A 19798-nucleotide genomic window follows, 5' to 3' on the forward strand; every position below is an offset into this window, starting at 1 on the left:
GTTATTTGAATCGCATGTTGCGCAGTGTCGTGCGGGTTTTTGACTCCGGATCGAGCAGCCCCGTGTAGCGCGACCTGTAGTTCGCGATGACCCGTTCAAGTGAATTGTTGAACGCGATCTTCTGTTCCAGTGAATGTTTGGACGCCTTTGGATCTTGCACCTCTTGCAATTCCCGAATGGCCCCGTTGATCAGCTTGATGTTCGCATCGGGCTGGCCGCCGAGAAAGCGCGCGGGATTCAGTACGTGTTGCACGACGTTATGGGCGCGGGTGGCAACGTCTTGCAGATGCATTTTTTCGACGGCGTGCTGGGTCACCACGGAAATGGCGCTGGGCGCGCCTTTGTCCCACTCGGCGGCGGCCTGCAGGAACTGCATGAAGTCCGGGTCATTGCCGTGATTGAGGCGTTTTGCCAGCCATTCCAACTGGTCGGGCTGATCCGCAAGCTGGTCGAGGGCCCAGATAGGCATGTGCATCTCTTGGGTGGGTTCAAGCTTGGAGGACGTTTTGTTGGCTGTCTTGATCGATTCCTTTAATTCTTTCAGCGCCAGTTGTGCGTGCCGCCTGAAGGCGATCACCTCGGCGCAGGCTTCGTCGTGCTCCAGCTCTGCGCTTAGCTGCTCTAACGTGTTGTCGTCAAACGCCAGCAGGGCCTCCCTGGTTGAGGCAAACGAATAGGTTTGTTGAGTGGCGTTGCGCTCGTCCAGATGGGCTTGGACAGCCTTGCGCAGTTCTTCCTGAAGAAAATTCTTTGTCTTCTTGGGCATATTGAAATCGACCGTTCCCCTCAGGCCGGAGTGATCGCCTTCTTTGAATTTCAGCGGTACGACGACGGTATGTTCGTCAAAACGCTTCAGTTGCTCGGCATTCCACACAGAGCTGGCCGTATGGGGGGCCTTGAGAAGTCTATCGATCAGGGCTGACATCCCCGTACCCCGCTGGGTTTCCTGGCCTGATTTTTCAGTGTCGAATACCAGTATCAAGTGCTCGCCGTTCGGGATCGGGCTCGTCGAGGCAGTCGGGTTATAGATAGCAGGTACCGGTGTGTTGTTCAGGATGCCGCCATCGGCAAATGCCGTGGTGGTGCCCATGGGTTGGAACGGCTGCCCTTGCAGGGTCGGCTTGCTGAACACCACCGGCAGCGACGCGGAGATACGTGCTGCCACGGCGATGTCCATCTCTGGGGTCAGGTCCGCGCTGAAGACCACCAGTTGAGCGCCTTCCTCGAACATGGCGGTGCCGGTGATTTCTAGCGTCTTGATCTGCGGGATATCTTTGCTCAGCGCTGCCAGGTCGGCAAAGGTGACGTGCTGGTTTATTTCCACGTTGGCAACGGCTTTTTGCGCTTCTGTGGAAAGAGGTGTGGGGTGCTTTTCGCAGCATCGCAAAAGCGCCGCGCAGGATTCCTTTCTGATCAGTTCCTCCAGCGGCATCCCCTTGGAGCCCAGGCGTGGCAACAGATCACAGAGCAATTGCGCCAGGGGAATGCTTTTCAATTGCTCGCCCAATTTCGACAACCTGTCCTGCCAGATTGAAACCTCGTCCTTGCTGCTGTTGAGCAACTTAACGAGGGAGATGTCGTCGGAGATCCTGTCGAAGCCGGCATGAGTCATACCGCAGGCGAGTAAAGCGGCCGCTAGGGCCCCCGCAGAGGCACCTAAGAACGTTTCGATAAAGTCCATGAGGCCGTTGGCTTCGAGCGTATCGACGAGGCCGGAATAAGCCACCCCCTTGGCGCCACCGCCGCTCAGGACCACTTCTGTGATGGGCGGCCGATTCATACTGACCTGGACGCTACCATCCTCATTTCGAACGAGAGTGATCGACCGGTCTGTCGCGCCGCAGAGCAATTGTTGGGGGCCTTCAGGGGAGGCTTGTTTGGCAAGCGGGTCTACGTGTTCACAAGCGTGAAGGGAAGGATTGTATTGCGAAATTTCTAGCATTCGGGTTCGTTCCGTGTGCCCAAGAGGGGGACCGAACTGTAAGCAATATCTGAAGACTAATTGCGTTGTGACTCAACTGGACAAATATCCGCTGGCTGCAAACGGCAGTCGGCGAATCTCGATGAAAAGCGCTCTAAAACAAGGCTTCTAGGCGGTCGGTAAAACAGCTCGCACGCTTGAGGACAAAATCCTACTGACAGTGTTGCCCATTCGCTCGCGGGCCGGGCAGGTTTCTCAGGTGATCAAACAGCCACTGCCGCCAAGCGTCGTTGCCGATGAATAAAGAACAAGGCTGTCAATACCGTAAGGCCGCCGACAGTTGCCCCCGTCCATGGCAAGTCGGCCAAATCAGCCCCGCTGGCCACCACCAACCCGCCAATCCAGGCCCCGGCCGCATTACCGAGGTTGAATGCGCTCTGGTTTAGGGTCGAGCCGAGATTCGGGGCTTCGTGGGCCTGGTCAATGATCAGCAGTTGCAAGATCGGGCACAGGGCGAAGGCGAAGATGCCCCACAGCACCAGGGTGATGGCGGCGGGTATCACCGACTGGCTGGTCTGGCTGAACGCGGCGAGCACCAGCACCACGGCCAGGGCCATGGCCACCAGCGAGGGCAGCAGGCGCTGGTCGGCCAGCCGTCCGCCAAGGAAGCTGCCCGCCGTCAGGCCGACACCGAACAACAGCAGCATGATCGTCACGCCGTGCGGACTGACGCCGGTGATGTCCTGCAGGATCGGTGCGATGTAGGTGAACACGCTGAACAGGCTGGTGGAGGCCAGCACGCTCATGCCCAGGGCCAGCAATACGTTGACCTTGCCCAGGACCCTGAACTCGCTGGCCAGGTTGGCTTTTTCCATGGGGATGTCCTTGGGCAACCAGACCCATTGGGCAATGGCTGCGATCACCCCGATCATCGACACCGCCCAGAAGGTCGAGCGCCAGCCGGCGTATTGCCCCAGGGCCGTGCCCAACGGTACGCCCAACACGTTGGCCAGGGTCAGGCCGGTGAACATCATTGCGATCGCTTGGGCCCGTTTGTTCGGCGCCACCAACCCGGCGGCCACCACCGAACCGATGCCAAAGAACGCCCCGTGACACAGGGCAGTGATGACCCGGGCGGCCATTAGCGTGGTGTAGTTCGGCGCCAGGGCGCAGAGCACGTTGCCCAGGATGAACATCAGCGTCATGCCCAGCAGCGTTGCCTTGCGCGGCATGTTGGCGGTGCCGATGGCCAGGATCGGTGCGCCGAACACCACGCCCAGGGCGTAGCCGGTGATCAACAGCCCGGCCTGGGGAATGCTCACCGCCAGGTCACGGGCGACATCGGGCAGCAGGCCCATGATGACGAATTCAGTCGTGCCGATGCCGAAAGCGGCGACGGCCAAAGCAAGCAAGGCGAGTGGCATGCGCAGGGTCTCTGTCTGTAGTCTTGACGCTCTGATCAGGCATACGCATGCCGGCGCCCCGGTTCGAACGAACAGGGCAGCGACGGAATTATTGGAATTGGCTTATGCGCAACTGAATGCGGCGTGGTCGCCAGCAGTATAAACCGCTGCCGATGGATCGCGAATCAATTCTCTGGATGGAATAAGGAGCGTGCCGTGCTTGCGACGGCCTTGGTGTTGGTTGCGGCGCTGTTGCATGCGGCGTGGAATACGCTGATCAAGTTCAGTGGCGAGCGTCTGTTGGTGGTGGCGTGCATGGACAGCGTCGCGTTGCTGTTCGTCGCCCTGGCCCTGGGCTTCGTGGCCCTGCCGCCCGTGGACATCTGGCCGTGGATCCTGGCGTCGGCGGCGTTCGAGTTGCTGTATCGCTATTTGCTGATCCAGGCGTATCGGGTCGGTGACCTGGGGCTGGTCTATCCGCTGATGCGAGGGTTGTCGCCGCTGGTGGTGCTGGTCCTGACTTTTATCTTCGCCGGTGAAGCGCTGACAACCCAGCAGATCGTCGGCATCCTGCTGATCCCGTTCGGCATGCTCTGCCTGTTGTGGCAGGGCGGTGGCGGGGCGCGGCTGCCCTGGTCGATGCTGCCGGTGGTGGCGCTGATCGGCTTGTGCATTGGCTGCTACACCTTTATCGACGGCCACGCCCTGCGGCGCTGGTCCCATCCGCTGGATTACCTGGTCTGGGTCACGTTGCTCAGCGCCTGGCCGTTCCCGCTGCTGACGTTGGTCGCCAAGCGGCCGGCGTTCATGCGGTTCTGGCGTGAGCAGTGGCGGCTGGGGCTGGCGGTCGGGTTCTGTGTATTGTTCAGCTACGCTCTGGTGCTCTGGGCCATGCAATTGGGGTCGATCGCCGAAGCGGCGGCGCTGCGGGAGATCAGTGTGATCCTGGTGGTGTTGTTCGGCATGCGTTACCTGAAAGAACCTTTCGGCCGGCCGCGGCTCTTAGCTTGCGGGCTGGTGCTGGCGGGCATGCTGGTGATGAAATTCTGACCGGCGCCCTGACTCGTGATTTCTCTAAAACTCAAAGAAGGAACTGCTTCATGACGGTTGCCCTGTGGTGCGTGTTGATTGCCTTTCTCTTGCCTTACCTCTGTATTGCAATCGCCAAGGCCGGTGGGAAATACCGGTTGCGGGATAATTACGACCCTCGGGATTTCCTCGAAACGCTTGAAGGCGCACCTCGACGCGCATACGCCGCGCAATTGAACAGCTTTGAAATCACCCCGTTTTTTGCCGCCGCCGTGATCGTCGCGCACCTGGCCGGCAATGCCGAGCTGGTGACCATCAATGTGTTGTCCGTGTTGTTCATCACCAGCCGCCTGTTGTACATCATCTGCTACCTGGCGGACTGGGCGATCCTGCGCTCGCTGGTGTGGTTCGTGGGCGTAGGGTTGGTGTTGAGTTTCTTCTTCGTTTCGGTCTGAGGCTGGCGGTTGAATCGGCGGCGTCTGTACTGGCCCTGTCGCGAGCAGGCTCGCTCCCACATTGGATCTAGCCGTACACAAAATATGTGTCCACTGGAGATCAACTGTGGGAGCGAGCCTGCTCGCGATGGGGCCGGACAAAGCACCTCATTCCTTAGGGATTGGCGCTAACCGCATTCGCCACCTGTGGCACTTGGGGCAACGCCATGCCCTTGGGCCAGAGCATCCAGATCTGCCCCTGTTGCTTCATGTCCCCGGCCAGTTGCCCTGCCGCCTCGCCCGTGCCCCAGAACAGGTCCGCCCGTACTTCGCCGGTAATTGCGCCGCCGGTGTCCTGGGCGGCGACGGGGCGATTCAGGGCGCTGCCGTCGGGGCGCGTGGTGGACAGCCACAGCAGGCTGCCCAGCGGAATCACCTTGCGGTCCACCGCCACGCTGTAGCCCGCGGTCAACGGTACGTTCAGCGAGCCGCGCGGGCCTTCGTTGCTGTCAGGGTTGCGATTGAAAAACACGTAGCTGGGGTTGCTGCCCAGCAGCTCGGGAATGCGGTTCGGGTTGGCCTTGGCCCAGGCACTGATGGTGCCCATGGTGACGTCTTCTTTTTTCAGTTCCCCCTGTTCCACCAGCCAGCGGCCAATGGGGCGATAAGGATGACCATTCTGGTCGGCATAGCCGATACGCAATAAGCGGCCATCGTCGAGGCGGATGCGACCCGAGCCCTGGATCTGCAGGAATTGCAGGTTCATCGGGTCTGTCAGCCAGGCGATGACGGGGGCCTTCACTCCATTGTTTTCGATGGTGGCTGCGTCGTCATAGGGCTTGAGCACCCGACCTTCGAGGCGACCGCGCAGGCGTTTGCCCTTGAGTTCGGGGTAAATGCTGTCCAGTGACACAATAATCATGTCCTCCGGCACCCCGTACACCGGGATATTCGCGGTAGCGGTCCGGGTGAGACTGCCGGGGTAGACCGGCTCGTAGTAACCGGTGATCAGGCCGTTGGGGCTGTTGTCGCCCGAACGCAGGCCATAGACGTCCAGGTTCTGTTTCAGAAAGCTGCGAACGGCCTGTGCGGTCTGCGGCACATTGGCCGCTGCCGCGCAGGTGGGCCCCCACGTCGCATCGGCCTTGAGCCGGGTACAAGCGCTGCGCCAAGAGCCGAAACCGGCCAGCAAATCGTTGTCGGACACCGACGGTAAGGCTTCCCACGGCGCGCTGGCATACGTGGCGAGCGCGTGGGTCTGCGGCGCTTCGACCTTTTCGCCGCGATTGCAGCCGGCCAGCAGCGCGATCAGCGGTAGGGTCAACGCCAGGCCTTTGTGCCAGGTCTTGAAGCGGCTGTTCATGAAGATTTCCTTTGCAGCCATTCGAGCGCTTTATGGGGCGCCCAAACAACCCGTATTGTTGATAGGGGCATTGGTCTTTACCGGTGACCCGAGGATACTAACCGCCGTTTCCTGCCCCCCGAGGCCAAGATGTTTGTAAAACGATTTTCCATGGCCGTACTGGCGTGCCTGATGTTGTCCGCTTGTGGCGGTGTCGATCCCAATTCCCCGCTGGGCCAACGCAAGGCGATCTTCAAGCAGATGCTCAAGACCAACGAAGAGTTGGGCGGCATGTTGCGCGGCCGAGTCCCGTTCGACGGTGCGCGTTTCGCCGAAGGCGCGGTGAAGCTTGATCAATTGTCCCATGAGCCGTGGAAGCACTTCCCGCCAGTACGCGAGCAGGACCACACCAGCGCCCTGGACGATGTCTGGCAAAAGCAGGCACATTTCCAAGACCTGGCCCGCAATCTTGAAGCCGCCACCGGCGAGTTGGTGATCGCCAGCAAGGTGCAGCCCTACAAGGCCAGCTACTTGGCGCCGGCGGTGCAGAAAGTCGAGGATGCTTGCAGCGCCTGTCATAAGGAGTTTCGGGATCATTGAATAAAGGCAGCTACTACTGATCTAGCTCATCGACCGCTTCCTGCAGTTCCTTGCGGGAGGCGGCCAGCTTGTCCTTGCGTTTGTTGATGCGTTCGGCGTCGCCTTTCTTCATGGCTTTTTCCAGGTCGGCCTGGCGCCGGCTGACTTCGTGCTTGGCGTCGAGCACCTTGTTTTCTCGCTCTTTGCGCAAGGAGGCGTCGGTGCAATGCGTGGTGACTTCGTTCAGCGCGGTTTCCAGGCCTTCTTGCTGATCCTTGTTGCCACGGGACTTGGCCAGCTCGATCTGGTTGATGATGCCCTGGCGCTTGGCCGCGCAGCCGGTAAGCTCCGGTGCTTGCTCGTCCGCCATCAAGGGGGCGGCCATGGCGCTGCACAAGACCAGCAGGGCAACGGGGGACAGGAAATTCATAGCAACTCCGTAAAAAAATCGCGAGCGGGTCGACACAGATGCGCTGTTGGAACGCATGTTGGCCCCTTGGGTTCAACCGCACGGGCCCGGATTAAAAACCGTCGACTCCGGCGGCGCGTAATACGTCGCTCAAGGCCAGCACCTGCGGGTCGCGAAAAAACGCGCTCAATTGCGCGGCGCGACCCGCTCCGATGCCGGCCTCGGCTTGCCATTGTCCGGTGCTGCGCTCGGCCAGCGCCTGCCACGGTCCTTCCAGCCGGGCCTCGCCGGCGGGCGGAAGGCCAAGTGCCTTGAGCCATTGCCCGAAAGGACGTTGCCGGGCTTCACCCAGGCTGTCGAGCAGGCGCGCGCTACTGCGTTCGCCGAAGCCGGCAATGGTAGCAAGCCCGGCAGCATCGAGGGTCAACCAATCGAGCAATCCGTCGAGTCGACCGGCGGCCAACAATTTTTTCCAGGTGCCCGGGCCGACATGGGGCAGGGCAAGACCGTGCTTGCCGCTGAGCCAGTCCAGGCGTGCCAGGAACTGGCTCTCGCAGCCAGCTGTAGGTTGCCAGCAACTCAATAAGTGATGATCGGCTGCCCGCGGGACACTGAGGTCCTGGCGGACCACGCTGCGCAGGACGACGCCATCGAGCCGCGGGATGGTCAACCCGGCGAGGCTGATGGCGATCCGGTCGCCGGGGCGGATGTCCATGTCCTCCCAATGCTTGAGGGAGCTGACGCTCACCCGGCGGATCCAGCGGTCGTCGAGCTTGATGGGTTCAAGTTCCAGCACCGGGGTAATGCGCCCGGTGCGGCCGATCTTGAAGCGTACCTTGCGCACTTCGGCCAAGGCCTGGGCATACGGGTATTTCCAGGCCACGCTCCAGAACGGCACCCGGGCCCGCCAGCGATCACTGGGTGGACGGCGGCTCTGGCGCAGGACAATTCCGTCACTGGCGAATGGCAGCGGCGTGCGATACCAGTGGTCGCGCCAGTGTTCGGCATCGGCCAGTGCCTGGACCGGCTGGTTGTAGTCGAGCGTGTCGGCGAAACCCAGCGCCGTCAGCGCGGCCATTCGTTCGGGCAGGGTGTCCGGTCCTTCAGGCCACTCCCAGACAAACAGGCCGATGTCCGCTGCCTCTTGCGCCGTCATGTTCGTGCGCGCCATCAGGCCCGCCACGGTCCCGCGGGCGTTGAGACTGCCGCTGCTGGCCTGTACATGGCTGAGCAGGCGCCAGTACAACTCGCCCTGAACGAGCAGGTCGAGGGGCTGGCTCAGCTGTTGGGTGATGGCGCCGATCTTGCGCGCATTAGGGGTCCAGTCATGGCCCTGGACACCATCGCCGCGGCTGATCGCCTGGTGCAAGCGACCCGCGCGATAGACCAGGGTGACCGCCACGCCATCGACTTTCGGCTGGGCCCAGACGTCCGCTCGTCCGTGCAGCCAGGCCCGCACGGCCTCGACGTCCTTGAGCTTTTCAAGACCCGTATGCACGACAGGGTGCGGCACCTTCCCGCGCGCTGTGCGCAATGGGCTGGCCGACTTCTGCAAGTCGAAACAGCTGCGCCACTGATCCAGTTGCGTGCGGGACTGATCATAGAGTTCGTCGGCCACCCGCGAGCGACCGAGGCGGTGGTAACTGTCGTCCCAGCTATCGATTTGCTGTTGCAGGGCGGAGATTTCTGCCCGGGCGCGTTCGATCGGCCAGTCGGGGCAGGTCGCCGCAACGGCCGGGGCTGAAAGAAATAAAAGGAAGGTGAGTGTGAACAATAACGCTGGCATCAAAGCATCCTTGCTTGGTTGAGTCTTTGAAGGCTAGACGTCGGTGCACGGGCTGCGAGTCCCGTTGCGTTACCGGGTTTTACGAAGCCTGATGGCACAATCACGGCGGTACAGTGCGGTGTGATTTAGCCGCGCAACTGTCCCTTGAACCCAGCCGTGGCCGGCGCAGAATGGATGTTCGATCCACCCCAGCCGGGAACTCTCACGATGGACCTGACGACACTTGCCGTTTTCATTCCGGCCTGCTTTGCGCTGAACATGGCACCGGGACCCAATAACCTGTTGTCCATCAGCAATGCCTCGCGCTATGGCTTCGTCCGGGCATGCAGCGGCGGGGTCGGTCGGCTGGTGGCTTTTGCGATCATGATCGCCTTGGCTGCAGTGGGGCTGACGGCGGTGCTGCACACCTCGGAGTTGCTGTTCCTGGGAATCAAGCTTGTCGGGGCCGGCTACCTGTTCTACCTGGCCGTGCAGTTGTGGCGAGCCCGGCCCGAGGCCGACAGCGACGCCGCAGTCGTCTCGATGAGCATGAGCAGCCTGGCGCGTCAGGAATTCCTGGTGGCGATTGGCAACCCCAAGGCAATCCTGCTGTTCACCGCGTTCCTGCCGCAATTCGTCGACCGCGCGGGCACCGTCACCCAGCAGTTCGCAATACTGGGCGGGTTATTCCTGGCGCTGGAATGCGTCGCCATCGGCTTGTATTGCTACATGGGCATCCATGCGCGGCGGTTGTTCGCCCGGCCCAGCGGCAAGCGCCTGTTCAACCGGATGTGTGCGGGATTACTGGCCAGTGCGGCTTCGTTTTTGCTGGTGGCACGGCGAGCCTAGATTCACTGAAGGTCCCCCGTGGTGAGGGAGCAAGCTCTCTCACCACGGGGGACTTTTCGTCTCCGGCGGTCTTACAGGCCGGCAGCGGCGCGCAGGGCGTCGGCACGGTCGGTTTTTTCCCAGGTGAACGTGGTGAAGGTGTCGTCGCCCACGGTCTTGGTCTGCGGTGTACGACCGAAGTGGCCATAGGCTGCGGTGTCCTGGTACATCGGGTGCAGCAGGTCGAGCATGGTGGTGATGGCGTACGGGCGCAGGTCGAACACTTCACGGACCAGGTTGATGATCTTGTCATCGCCGATCTTGCCGGTGCCGAAGGTGTTCAACGAGATCGACGTAGGTTGGGCGACGCCGATGGCGTAGGACACCTGGATCTCGCAGCGCTCGGCCAGGCCGGCGGCCACGATGTTCTTGGCCACATAGCGGCCGGCGTAGGCTGCCGAGCGGTCGACCTTCGATGGGTCCTTGCCGGAGAACGCGCCGCCACCGTGACGGGCCATGCCGCCATAGCTGTCGACGATGATCTTGCGACCGGTCAGGCCGCAATCGCCGACCGGGCCACCGATGATGAATTGGCCAGTGGGGTTGATATGGAATTGGGTGTCCTTGGACAGCAACTCGGCAGGCAGCACGTGCTTGACAATCAGCTCCATCACGCCTTCGCGCAGGTCTTTGTAGGACACATCAGGGTTGTGCTGGGTCGACAGTACGACGGCGTCGATACCGACCACTTTGCCGCCTTCGTAACGGCACGTCACCTGGGACTTGGCGTCCGGGCGCAGCCACGGCAGCAAGCCGGATTTACGGGCCTCGGCCTGGCGTTGCACCAACTGGTGCGAGAAAGTGATCGGGGCCGGCATCAGCACGTCGGTTTCGTTGCTGGCATAGCCGAACATCAGGCCCTGGTCGCCGGCGCCCTGGTCTTCAGGCTTGGCACGGTCAACGCCTTGGTTGATGTCGGGGGATTGCTTGCCGATGATGTTCATCACGCCGCAGGTCGCGCCGTCGAAGCCAACGTCGGAGCTGTTGTAGCCAATGCCCAGGATGACATCGCGAACGATCTGTTCCAGGTCGACCCAGGCCGAAGTGGTGACTTCGCCGGCAATGATCGCCACGCCCGTTTTCACCAGCGTCTCGCACGCCACGCGGGCGAACTTGTCTTCAGCAATGATGGCGTCCAGCACCGCATCAGAAATCTGGTCGGCGATTTTGTCCGGATGCCCTTCAGACACGGACTCGGAGGTGAAAAGGGAGTATTCGCTCATCTCGATGTATTCCTACAAGTTACCGTTGGTGAGTGTGCCAGTCGGTCGCTGAAAGTGGCGAACCTGGATCTGGAAACCATTACGTAAGCCAATATAGAGGCTTTCTCCGGGCACGAGGCCCGCGGCGGTGGCCCAGCGGGCCAGGTCGTCCTGTTCAAACCCGAGCCAGAGATCCCCGCAGGCCTCCCTGGCCCAGCTCTGGTTGTGGCTGCATAACTCTGTTACCAGCAGGCTGCCGCCTGGTTGCAGCAGGCCGGCCATGTGCCGAAGCGCATCGGCCGGTGCGGCGAAATGGTGAAGCACCATGTTCAATACGACGCAGTCGGCCTGCAGGCCCACACCGTCCAAGGCGTCGGCCAACTGCAGGCTTACATTAGCCAGCGTTTCGCGTTCGCACACCTGGCGTGCCAGTTCGAGCATGGCCGGGCTGTTGTCCAGCGCCGTGACCTGGCAGAAACGCCGTGCCAGCTCCGGCAGGAATGCGCCGTCACCAGGGCCGACCTCAATCGCCGTCGCCGTGGAATCGAAACCCAATTTGTCGAGCAACGCCACGACACTCTCGCGGTACTGCGGCAGGCCGGCGATCAGGTCCTGCTGGGCGCGAAACTTTTCGGCCACCCGGGCGAAAAAATCCTGGCTGGCGGCGGCCCGTTGCCGGTGGACCTGGGCGATGCGCGCCTGCACGTCGTTCGGCAGGTTCAGCGCATCCACCTCATCCAGCAGGGCGGCGTGCAGCGTGCCGCCCAGAAGGTCGGTGTGGGGCAGGGCGCGGCGATAGAAAATCGCGTTGCCTTCGCGGCGTGTCGCCACCAGGTCGGCCTGGGCCAGTACCTTCAGGTGATGGCTCATGCCGGACTGACCGATGCCGAAGATCTGCGCCAGCTCCAGCACGCCGAACGAATCGTTGGCCAGGGCGCGCAATACATTGAGCCGCAGCGGATCGCCGCCGGCCTTGCAAAGGGCCGCCAGCTCATCGCAATCGTCATGGCGGATGGAGGGCGCGGGTAAATTCATAGTGCCGCAGTCTAGAGAGGGGGTTGAATCCCTGCAAGTTCAATATCAAAAAGTTTTGATATTGCACGATAAAAGGCACTTCCCGGGATGTGCTTGACTCTACCGACCATGAGCGGAAAGGTTTCATCTGGCGAATGCGGCCTTATCCACCGGAAAAACGCTTCAGGATGACTATCTGTCATTGCCCGGAGCGGGTGGGTGAGGGAAAATGCTCGCCTTTTTTCAGTTTCGTTTTATTCATTCTCGATTCAATTCCCGCAGGAGATCAGCGATGCCCAGCCGTCGTGAGCGTGCCAATGCCATTCGTGCCCTCAGCATGGATGCCGTGCAGAAAGCCAACAGCGGCCATCCCGGTGCCCCTATGGGTATGGCGGATATCGCCGAGGTGCTTTGGCGCGATTACCTCAAGCACAGCCCGAGCAACCCAGCCTTCGCCGATCGTGACCGCTTCGTGCTGTCCAACGGCCACGGCTCGATGTTGATCTACTCGCTGCTGCACCTGACCGGCTATGACCTGTCCATCGATGACCTGAAGAACTTCCGCCAGTTGCACAGCCGCACCCCGGGCCACCCGGAATATGGCTACACCCCAGGCGTGGAAACCACCACCGGTCCGCTGGGCCAAGGCTTGGCCAACGCCGTCGGCTTTGCCCTGGCAGAAAAAGTATTGGCTGCGCAGTTCAACCGCCCGGGCCATAACGTTGTCGATCACCACACCTACGTATTCCTGGGTGATGGCTGCATGATGGAAGGCATTTCCCATGAAGTCGCCTCCCTGGCCGGCACCTTGGGCCTGGGCAAGCTGATCGCCTTCTATGACGACAACGGCATTTCCATCGACGGCGAAGTCGAAGGCTGGTTCACCGACGACACTCCCAAGCGCTTCGAGGCCTACAACTGGCTTGTCATCCGCAACGTCGACGGCCATGATCCAGAAGAGATCAAGACCGCCATCGAGACCGCGCGCAAGAGCGCCCAGCCGACCCTGATCTGCTGCAAGACCACCATTGGCTTCGGTTCGCCGAACAAGCAGGGCAAGGAAGACTGCCACGGCGCGCCGCTGGGTGCCGAGGAAATCGCCCTGACCCGCGCTGCCCTGAAGTGGAACCACGGCCCGTTCGAAATCCCGGCCGACATCTATGCCGAGTGGGACGCCAAGGAAAAAGGCCGTGCGGCCGAAGCCGAATGGGACCAGCGTTTCGCCGCCTACTCCGCCCAATTCCCTGAACTGGCCAATGAGCTGGTGCGTCGCCTCAGCGGTGAGCTGCCGGCCGATTTCGCCGAAAAGGCGTCTGCCTACATCGCCGAAGTCGCGGCGAAGGGCGAAACCATCGCCAGCCGCAAGGCCAGCCAGAACACCCTGAACGCGTTCGGCCCGCTGCTGCCGGAACTGCTGGGCGGCTCGGCCGACCTGGCCGGTTCCAACCTGACCCTGTGGAAAGGCTGCAAGGGCGTGACGGCTGAAGACGCCAGCGGTAACTACATGTACTACGGCGTTCGCGAGTTCGGCATGAGCGCGATCATGAACGGCGTCGCGCTGCACGGCGGCCTGGTGCCTTACGGCGCGACCTTCCTGATGTTCATGGAATACGCCCGCAACGCCGTGCGCATGTCGGCACTGATGAAAAAACGCATCCTGTACGTGTTCACCCACGACTCCATCGGCCTGGGCGAAGATGGCCCGACTCACCAGCCGATCGAGCAACTGGCGAGCCTGCGCTGCACCCCGAACCTCGATACCTGGCGCCCATGCGACGCCGTGGAGTCGGCGGTGGCCTGGAAGCACGCCATCGAGCGTAACGACGGCCCATCGGCGCTGATTTTCTCCCGCCAGAACCTGCAGCACCAAACCCGCGATGCCGGCCAGATCGGCGATATCTCCCGCGGTGGCTACGTGCTCAAGGATTGCATCGGTGAGCCTGAGCTGATCCTGATCGCCACCGGTTCCGAGGTCGGCCTGGCCGTCCAGGCCTATGACAAGCTGACCGAGCAAGGTCGCAACGTGCGCGTTGTGTCCATGCCATGCACCAGCGTGTTCGATGCCCAGGACGCCGGCTACAAGCAAGCCGTGTTGCCGCTGCAAGTCAGCGCACGGATCGCCATCGAAGCCGCTCACGCCGATTACTGGTACAAGTACGTGGGCCTGGAAGGCCGCGTCATCGGCATGACCACTTACGGCGAATCGGCGCCTGCGCCGGCGCTGTTCGAGGAATTCGGCTTCACCCTGGAAAACATCCTGGGCCAGGCTGAAGAGCTGCTGGAAGACTGATCCGAAAGTTGCGTCGTCTGGACTGACGCCTTCGCGAGCAAGCCCGCTCCCACATGAGATTGCATTCCAAATGTGGGAGCGGGCTTGCTCGCGAAAGCGCCGGCCCAGGCAATACTGAGCTGAAGGATTCACCACGCTAATCGAGAACCCCATGCCCCAACCGCGTCCCTACAAAGTTGCACTCAACGGCTACGGCCGGATTGGTCGTTGCGTCTTGCGTGCGTTGTTCGAGCGAGGAAGCAAGGCTGGGTTCGAAATCGTGGCCATCAACGACCTGGCCGACATGGCTAGCATCGAATACCTGACACGCTTTGACTCCACCCATGGCCGATTTCCCGGCGAAGTGCGGGTCGAGGGCGATTGTCTGCATATCAATGGCGATTGCGTGAAAGTCCTGCGCAGTGCCACCCCCGAAGGCATCGATTGGGCATCCCTGGATGTCGACCTGGTGCTCGAATGCTCCGGTGCCTACCACACGCGTGACGACGGCCAGCGTTTCCTCGCGGCCGGCGCGCCACGGGTACTGTTCTCCCAGCCGATGGCCAGCGAAGCGGATGTCGACGCCACCATCGTCTACGGTGTGAACCAGGATTGCCTGACCGGTGAAGAGCTGCTGGTGTCCAACGCGTCCTGCACCACCAATTGCGGCGTGCCGCTGTTGCGCCTGCTGGACCAGGCCATTGGCCTGGAATACGTATCGATCACCACCATCCACTCGGCGATGAACGACCAGCCGGTGATCGACGCCTATCATCATGAAGACCTGCGCCGTACCCGTTCGGCGTTCCAGTCGGTGATTCCGGTGTCCACTGGTCTGGCGCGCGGTATCGAGCGGCTGTTGCCGGAACTTGCGGGACGAATTCAGGCCAAAGCCGTGCGGGTGCCGACGGTCAACGTGTCCTGCCTCGATATTACGATGCAGACCGTGAGCGATACCGACGCCACCGAGGTCAACCGGATCTTGCGCGAAGCCGCCACCAGCGGCCCGCTCAAAGGCTTGCTGGCCTATACCGAGTTGCCTCATGCCAGTTGTGATTTTAATCATGACCCGCATTCGGCCATCGTCGATGCCAGCCAGACCCGGGTTTCCGGGCCACGGCTCGTGAACATCCTGGCCTGGTTCGACAACGAATGGGGTTTTGCCAATCGAATGCTGGACGTTGCTGAACATTATCTGCAAACAGCGACTTCGCTTGCTGCTTCCAACAAACCTGCTCTCTAAACAGTTATCCAGGAATTGCGACCCATGACCGTGTTGAAGATGTCCGACCTCGATCTGCAAGGTAAGCGCGTACTGATCCGCGAAGACCTCAACGTCCCCGTCAAGGACGGTGTTGTCACCAGCGACGCGCGCATCCTGGCTTCGCTGCCGACCATCAAGCTGGCCCTGGAAAAAGGCGCGGCCGTGATGGTTTGCTCGCACTTGGGCCGTCCGACCGAGGGTGAGTTCTCGGCCGAGAATAGCCTCAAGCCTGTCGCCGACTACCTGAGCAAGGCCTTGGGCCGCGACGTGCCATTGGTTGCCGATTACCTGGGCGGCGTGGACGTGAAGGCCGGCGACGTCGTGCTGTTCGAAAACGTGCGCTTCAACAAGGGCGAGAAAAAGAACGCCGACGAACTGGCCCAGCAATACGCGGCCCTGTGCGACGTGTTCGTGATGGACGCCTTCGGCACCGCCCACCGCGCCGAGGGTTCGACCCATGGCGTGGCGAAGTTCGCCAAGGTCGCCGCGGCCGGTCCGCTGCTGGCTGCTGAACTGGACGCGCTGGGCAAGGCCCTGGGCTCCCCGGCCCAGCCGATGGCTGCCATCGTTGCCGGCTCCAAGGTGTCCACCAAGCTTGATGTATTGAACAGCCTGAGCCAGGTGTGCAACCAATTGATCGTCGGTGGTGGCATTGCCAACACGTTCCTGGCCGCTGCCGGTCACCCGGTTGGTAAATCCCTGTACGAGCCGGACCTGCTGGACACCGCCCGTGAAATCGCCGCCAAGGTCAGCGTGCCATTGCCGGTGGACGTGGTGGTCGCCAAGGAATTCGCCGAAAGCGCGACCGCGACCGTCAAGCTGATCGCAGACGTGGCCGAAGATGACATGATCCTCGACATCGGCCCGCAAACCGCGGCCCATTTCGCCGAACTGCTGAAATCGTCCCAGACCATCCTGTGGAACGGTCCGGTGGGGGTGTTCGAGTTCGACCAGTTCGGCAACGGCACCAAGGTGTTGGCCCAGGCCATCGCCGACAGCGCTGCGTTTTCGATTGCGGGCGGCGGCGATACCCTGGCGGCCATCGACAAATATGGCGTAGCCGATCAGATCTCCTACATTTCTACCGGTGGCGGCGCGTTCCTCGAATTCGTCGAAGGCAAGGTGCTGCCCGCCGTGGAAGTCCTGGAAAGCCGGGCCAAGGCCTGAAGCTGCGTTGACCAGGCAAAGGAGTGTTCCGATGGTCAAGACGTTAACGTTGCTGTTGGCGACGACAATGCTGGTGGCTTGCTCAAGCAGCCCGGAGGCCCCGGCCCCGCAAACCGGCACGTCGATGCCCGAGGATGGCTGTTCCCAGGCCGACTGGCAGGCCGAGACCAACCCGGTGCTGAACAAGCGTTCCGGGCCGGACGGCCTGGACAAATACGAGACGCAAACCCCGGCCAAGGAACATGGTTGTCCTTGACGGGTCTGACTCTTAACTCATGGCTGGCGGCGCGCGTCGTCAGTCGAGGAACACGGATGAAAGGCTTGATCGCCGTAATGGCGTTGGCATTGCTGGGCGGCTGTGCACAACTGGGTTTTTTGCATTCGTCCGAGCCTGTTGCAGAGGGCTGGACAAGCTGGACCTGTGACAGCGGGGCCAAAGTGCTCTGGCGCTACACCGATGTCGCCCGCCAGGAAGTCGACGTGCGCCTTGGCGGCGCCGATCAGGTTTATCACCTGAAGCAGGAGCCGGGCGCCTCGGGTTCGCTGTACAGCGATGACATGCTGGCTTTTCACGTCAAGGGTGACGAAGGCCTGGTGTATTGGGTCGCCACCAATGACTTGATTGGGCGGGGTTGCAAGGCCAATTGATCCACAGAGGTCCAATGTGGGAGCGGGCTTGCTCGCGAATACGGTGGGTCAGCTTGCATATCTGCTGAATGTGAAACTGCATTCGCGAGCAAGCCCGCTCCCACAGGGCCTCTATAAAATTTGAGATTTTGTTTCACCGAACACGCAGACCGGGACCACCCCCCGATCTGCAATGACTTGAATAGCCGCCGCCGCTCCGGCAGGCTGGCACGATTAACGACCCTCGACCGGGAGAGACACACAATGGCACTTATCAGCATGCGTCAGATGCTGGACCACGCAGCCGAGTTCGGCTACGGCGTTCCAGCCTTTAACGTCAACAACCTTGAGCAGATGCGCGCCATCATGGAAGCCGCTGACAAGACTGACTCTCCGGTGATCGTCCAGGCTTCGGCCGGTGCCCGCAAATATGCCGGTGCGCCGTTCCTGCGCCACCTGATCCTGGCCGCTATCGAAGAATTCCCGCACATTCCGGTGTGCATGCACCAGGACCATGGCACCAGCCCGGACGTCTGCCAGCGTTCCATCCAACTGGGCTTCAGCTCGGTGATGATGGACGGCTCCCTGGGCGAAGACGGCAAGACCCCGACCGACTACGAGTACAACGTGCGTGTCACCCAGCAAACCGTGGCCATGGCCCACGCTTGCGGCGTTTCGGTGGAAGGTGAGCTGGGTTGCCTGGGCTCCCTGGAAACCGGCATGGCCGGCGAAGAAGATGGCATTGGCGCCGAAGGTGTGCTGGATCACAGCCAAATGCTGACCGACCCGGAAGAAGCCGCCGATTTCGTCAAGAAAACCCAGGTCGACGCCCTGGCCATCGCCATCGGCACCAGCCACGGCGCCTACAAGTTCACCAAGCCACCTACCGGCGACGTGCTGGCGATCGACCGCATCAAGGAAATCCACAAGCGCATCCCCAACACCCACTTGGTGATGCACGGTTCTTCCTCCGTGCCGCAAGAGTGGTTGGCGATCATCAATCAGTACGGCGGCGACATTAAAGAAACCTACGGCGTGCCGGTTGAAGAAATCGTTGAAGGCATCAAGTACGGCGTGCGCAAGGTCAATATCGATACTGACCTGCGTTTGGCGTCCACGGGTGCCATGCGTCGTTTGATGGCGACCAATCCGAGTGAGTTTGATCCGCGTAAGTTCTTTGGTGCGACCGTGACTGCGATGCGTGATGTGTGCATTGCGCGTTATGAGGCGTTTGGGACTGCTGGGAATGCTTCGAAGATCAAGCCGATTTCGTTGGAAGCGATGTATCAGCGGTATTTGAAGGGTGAGTTGAACGCTAAGGTTAACTGAGGCTTTAGTGGTGTGAAAAAACCCGCAGTGATGCGGGTTTTTTGTTTGTGCGGTGTCATGGTTGTGTGTGTATATCCGTTGCTGCGGTAACGGCCACTTAGGGTTCCGCCCTCACTCCGGCATTGCTCCGTGGGCCGCCGCGAAGGGTCATCCATGACCCAGCGCGGCTACCTCGGCATCCATGCCGAGGTGCCTACTGCGCAATGCCTGCGTTCGGCCAGCGTGGTTTAACGGGGCGCCCAAGATCAAAAGCCAGCGCGAGGCGGCCTTATAGCCGGCCTGGTTCCAGGTGGCACCACGCTTCCCCTGTGGGAGCGGGCTTGCTCGCGAAGGGCATGTCACCGTTGATGAAGATGCTGGATTTGCTGGCTTCTTCGCGAGCAAGCTCGCTCCCACAGGGTTTTGTGTGGTGCATCATTTTCTGCGTCTGCTGAAGATCCAATGTGAGAGCGAGCTTGCTCGCGATGACGGCAGCAGATTCAACCCCTAACTATCTCGCCCGCTACTGATCCAGTGCTATCGAGAGCGGGCTCGCTCCCACCAAAACGGAGCGTTATTGACCTTCGAGCCCGCGTTGTTCAATTACCCCAAACACATCCACATCCTGGACCATGATCCGGGCGATGTTGGTGATGGTATTGATGTCGTTTTCGCCTGAGTCACGCAGGGAGCTGCAGGCCATGAGCGTCAGGTAGTCGAGGGTGGCGTGCAGGCGTTCGCTAACGCAGGCGTGGAGTTCGGGCAGTGCGGCCGTTTTGTCGATGAACAGGACGGGCTGAGTGGTGGCGATCGGGGTAAGTGGGGTGAAGCGGCGGAACGATTGTTCGGTAGACATAATAAATCTCTAACTCAAGGGAAAATTTGGCCACCGTTTTGCTGCGAAACAATTGGGGGGCAGCCATGTGCGGGTTCGCAGACCGAGGAGTTAGCACCCGGCAGACCCGAAGATCTCCCACACACAGCCGCCATGAAAGCCGAACACAGGCGCGTATGCCTATGCCGATTTTTGACGGTTGTGATTCTAACTCACCAGGGCTGCGAAACCCTCCCACTGATCAAAGCCAGCGGGCAGACCCAACTATAGAGCAGATTTTCCAAGCAAAAATCGACCTGTAGGACGCACCGGCCCCCCGTGGCGAGGGAGCTTGCTCCCGCT

The 19798-nt window shown here is 61.2% G+C and carries 18 protein-coding genes; 10 read left to right on the top strand and 8 right to left on the bottom strand.

Translation table 11 applies throughout. From position 1 onward, the window contains the following. Position 1 precedes the first annotated feature (1 nt). Together AD663_RS02200 and AD663_RS02205 are read right to left on the bottom strand one after the other, a co-directional pair. On the bottom strand, positions 2-1942 hold the full coding sequence (locus AD663_RS02200) for a patatin-like phospholipase family protein (RefSeq protein WP_053213190.1): 1941 nt from the start codon (positions 1940-1942) through the stop codon (positions 2-4). Between the two features lie 242 nt (positions 1943-2184). Next, positions 2185-3345: an MFS transporter gene (locus AD663_RS02205; protein ID WP_053213191.1), complete on the bottom strand. Its 1161-nt coding sequence runs from the start codon at positions 3343-3345 to the stop codon at positions 2185-2187. 195 nt (positions 3346-3540) lie between these two features. Between AD663_RS02205 and AD663_RS02210 the strand changes: the two genes are divergently transcribed. Continuing rightward, positions 3541-4374 carry an EamA family transporter gene (locus AD663_RS02210; protein WP_003177540.1) on the top strand — a complete coding sequence of 278 codons (834 nt, stop codon included), beginning with the start codon at positions 3541-3543 and terminating at the stop codon, positions 4372-4374. 50 nt (positions 4375-4424) lie between these two features. Continuing rightward, entirely contained in the window at positions 4425-4808 is a 384-nt protein-coding gene (locus AD663_RS02215; RefSeq protein WP_053213192.1) for an MAPEG family protein, read from the top strand. A 154-nt stretch (positions 4809-4962) separates the two neighbouring features. Here the strand turns inward: AD663_RS02215 and AD663_RS02220 are convergent, their stop codons facing one another. Beyond that, entirely contained in the window at positions 4963-6150 is a 1188-nt protein-coding gene (locus AD663_RS02220) for a murein transglycosylase A (RefSeq protein WP_053213193.1), read from the bottom strand. A gap of 129 nt (positions 6151-6279) precedes the next feature. Here AD663_RS02220 and AD663_RS02225 point away from each other — a divergent pair, with 129 nt between their 5' ends. After that, positions 6280-6729, top strand: coding sequence for a cytochrome c (locus AD663_RS02225; protein ID WP_053213194.1), 450 nt, complete (start codon positions 6280-6282; stop codon positions 6727-6729). A gap of 13 nt (positions 6730-6742) precedes the next feature. On the opposite strand, the gene AD663_RS02230 is transcribed toward AD663_RS02225, so the two are convergent. Together AD663_RS02230 and ligB are read right to left on the bottom strand one after the other, a co-directional pair. Then, on the bottom strand, positions 6743-7138 hold the full coding sequence (locus AD663_RS02230; RefSeq protein WP_053213195.1) for a DUF1090 domain-containing protein: 396 nt from the start codon (positions 7136-7138) through the stop codon (positions 6743-6745). A 91-nt stretch (positions 7139-7229) separates the two neighbouring features. Next, positions 7230-8903 (bottom strand): NAD-dependent DNA ligase LigB, encoded by a 1674-nt coding sequence (gene ligB, locus AD663_RS02235; protein ID WP_053213196.1) that lies wholly within the window; start codon positions 8901-8903, stop codon positions 7230-7232. Between the two features lie 207 nt (positions 8904-9110). Between ligB and AD663_RS02240 the strand changes: the two genes are divergently transcribed. Further along, positions 9111-9731, top strand: a complete 621-nt coding sequence (locus AD663_RS02240) for a LysE family translocator (RefSeq protein ID WP_003177546.1) — start codon at positions 9111-9113, stop codon at positions 9729-9731. A 71-nt stretch (positions 9732-9802) separates the two neighbouring features. Here AD663_RS02240 and metK read toward each other — a convergent pair whose 3' ends face one another. Further along, entirely contained in the window at positions 9803-10993 is a 1191-nt protein-coding gene (gene metK / locus AD663_RS02245; protein ID WP_003177547.1) for a methionine adenosyltransferase, read from the bottom strand. 12 nt (positions 10994-11005) lie between these two features. Beyond that, complete coding sequence (locus AD663_RS02250; protein ID WP_053213197.1) at positions 11006-12007, bottom strand: metalloregulator ArsR/SmtB family transcription factor; 1002 nt, start codon at positions 12005-12007, stop codon at positions 11006-11008. A gap of 271 nt (positions 12008-12278) precedes the next feature. Between AD663_RS02250 and tkt the strand changes: the two genes are divergently transcribed. The 6 genes from tkt (at position 12279) to fba (ending at position 18642) form a co-directional block, all read left to right on the top strand. Beyond that, positions 12279-14276 (top strand): transketolase, encoded by a 1998-nt coding sequence (tkt, locus tag AD663_RS02255; protein ID WP_053213198.1) that lies wholly within the window; start codon positions 12279-12281, stop codon positions 14274-14276. Positions 14277-14427: 151 nt separating this feature from the next. After that, on the top strand, positions 14428-15498 hold the full coding sequence (epd, locus tag AD663_RS02260) for an erythrose-4-phosphate dehydrogenase (RefSeq protein WP_003177550.1): 1071 nt from the start codon (positions 14428-14430) through the stop codon (positions 15496-15498). Between the two features lie 24 nt (positions 15499-15522). Continuing rightward, complete coding sequence (locus tag AD663_RS02265; RefSeq protein WP_003177551.1) at positions 15523-16686, top strand: phosphoglycerate kinase; 1164 nt, start codon at positions 15523-15525, stop codon at positions 16684-16686. Positions 16687-16717: 31 nt separating this feature from the next. Continuing rightward, the gene (locus tag AD663_RS02270; protein WP_003177552.1) at positions 16718-16942 is read left to right on the top strand and encodes a hypothetical protein; all 225 of its coding nucleotides are present in this window, start codon (positions 16718-16720) and stop codon (positions 16940-16942) included. Positions 16943-16998: 56 nt separating this feature from the next. Next, entirely contained in the window at positions 16999-17334 is a 336-nt protein-coding gene (locus tag AD663_RS02275) for an MliC family protein (RefSeq protein ID WP_053213199.1), read from the top strand. 243 nt (positions 17335-17577) lie between these two features. Beyond that, on the top strand, positions 17578-18642 hold the full coding sequence (fba, locus tag AD663_RS02280) for a class II fructose-bisphosphate aldolase (RefSeq protein WP_003177554.1): 1065 nt from the start codon (positions 17578-17580) through the stop codon (positions 18640-18642). Between the two features lie 553 nt (positions 18643-19195). On the opposite strand, the gene AD663_RS02285 is transcribed toward fba, so the two are convergent. After that, positions 19196-19477 (bottom strand): hypothetical protein, encoded by a 282-nt coding sequence (locus tag AD663_RS02285; RefSeq protein WP_003177555.1) that lies wholly within the window; start codon positions 19475-19477, stop codon positions 19196-19198. Positions 19478-19798: the final 321 nt, after the last annotated feature.

The organism is Pseudomonas sp. Q12-87 (assembly GCF_001269755.1).
In the GTDB taxonomy this organism is placed as follows: Bacteria; Pseudomonadota; Gammaproteobacteria; order Pseudomonadales; family Pseudomonadaceae; genus Aquipseudomonas; species Aquipseudomonas fluorescens_S.